The organism is Actinomycetospora sp. (assembly GCF_055612215.1).
The window spans coordinates 1-1,510 of sequence record NZ_JBVPVA010000815.1 but is presented as its reverse complement, the minus strand read 5'-3'; the positions used below and the strand labels follow the sequence as shown (position 1 = coordinate 1,510).

Here is a 1,510-nt window from a genome sequence, read left to right as displayed (position 1 = left end):
ACGGTCGTCTCGACCTACGTCGCGCACGTCCTCGCCGACGTGGTCGGTGCGGTGTTCGGCGGGCACGAGGTCCGGACGGCTCTGCTGGACGAGCTGCGGGACTCCGTCCCGATCATCAGCGCGGGCATCCCACCGCTGATCCTCTTCACCGCGGCGATGCTCGGCTGGCCGGCGCCGGTATGGGCCCAGGCGGTGTCCTCGGCGCTGCTGGTCCTGCGCCTGGGCTCCATCGGCATCGTCTACCACCACCTCAAGCAGCCCATCGGGTGGTCCCGCGCGGCCTGGTTCGGGATCGTGGTGGCCGGGGTCGCGGCGATCGCCGTCGCGCTCAAGCTCGTGCTCCTGCATTGAGCGGACGACGACGCCATGCTCCGCGGTGGCGACGCTGGTCGGCGTCGTCACCGGCCGCCGACGTTCGCCGCCATGCCCCGGATCACTGCAGCCACCTCGTCCGGGCGGGACAGTGGGACCAGGTGTCCTGCAGGGAGTTCGACCCTCTCGGCGTTCACCCGCTCCACGAACCGCCGCTGTAACTCGGGGTCGAACATGTGGTCGTCCAGGGTCTGGATGTAGCGGCACGGTAGGCCGTCCCACGCCACGGCACCGGGGGCTCCGGTGAGGCAGTCGCTGTGGGTGGCACGTTGCGAGGCGGCGAGCACGCGTGCGGTGGCAGGCGGGAGGTCGGACGCCAGGGAGTCGACGAAGCCCTGCGGGGCCACCGACGTCCAGCCGTCGCTCGAGAAGCGGATGGCTTTCCGGCCGGGCATCTCGCGACCCCGTCCGGCCAGCGTGGCGACGGTGTCGGTCGGGCCGGGGGCGTAGGCGCAGACGAACACGAGTCCCGCCACGTGCTGGTGGTCGAGGGCTGCCGCGGAGATGACCATGCCACCGTAGGAATGGCCGACGAGGATCGTGGGACGGTCGCGTCCGGCGAGCTCGCGGCGGGTCCACGCGATGTCCTCGTCGAGGGTGGTCATCGGAAGGCCGACCGCCGTCGGCTCGTGACCGTCCGCCCACAGCCGAGCCATCACCGGATGCCAGACCGACGCGTCGGTCCAGGCCCCGTGCACCAAGATCACATCGGTCACGGTCTCTGTCTCCTCGAGGTCGAGCAGGGTCGACCGGGGGGTCCCGGTCCGCTCGATCTCGACATCCTCCGGCGGCGATGTCAGCCGTTGACGCTCGTTTCGGCGGAACCTTCCTCGACGTGCTCGGGTGGCAGCGAAATTCGACAGCATCCCCGAGGTCCCGGGGCCCCTCGGCGTGGCGTTCCCGGCGTCGGTGCGGCCGGTGCCGCGTCGTTCGAGTCCGGGGCGGATCGCATTCGCGGCAGCCCCGTGGTGACGAGCTCGTGTCGTGGCGGCGGCGGGGTCTCGTTCGGCCGGTGGGCGACTAGGCTCTGCCCGGATCCGCACCATGTCGCGACCGGGCTGCGAGCAGCAGTTCGTTGCGCGTGATCGTCCAGGTCACCATGGCGGAATCGAGGTAGGCGCGAACCTCGACCACCGAC

Annotated in this window: 2 protein-coding genes; one reads left to right on the top strand and one right to left on the bottom strand. The window is 71.0% G+C overall.

The window, feature by feature from the left end; all coding sequences use genetic code 11:
• Nucleotides 1-351, top strand: a 351-nt coding sequence (locus AC0CYZ_RS22225; RefSeq protein WP_472219339.1) for a hypothetical protein, incomplete at its 5' end; no start/stop codon positions are given.
• Nucleotides 352-398: 47 nt separating this feature from the next.
• Here AC0CYZ_RS22225 and AC0CYZ_RS22220 read toward each other — a convergent pair.
• A complete protein-coding gene (locus AC0CYZ_RS22220) occupies nt 399-1,238 on the bottom strand; it encodes an alpha/beta fold hydrolase (RefSeq protein ID WP_472219337.1) in 840 nt (279 codons plus the stop codon).
• Between the last annotated feature and the right edge of the window lie 272 nt (nt 1,239-1,510).

Coding starts and splice junctions, on each gene's coding strand:
- AC0CYZ_RS22220 (WP_472219337.1), bottom strand. CDS start 1,238: ATGCTGTCGAATTTCGCTGCCACCCGAGCACGTCGAGGAAGGTTCCGC.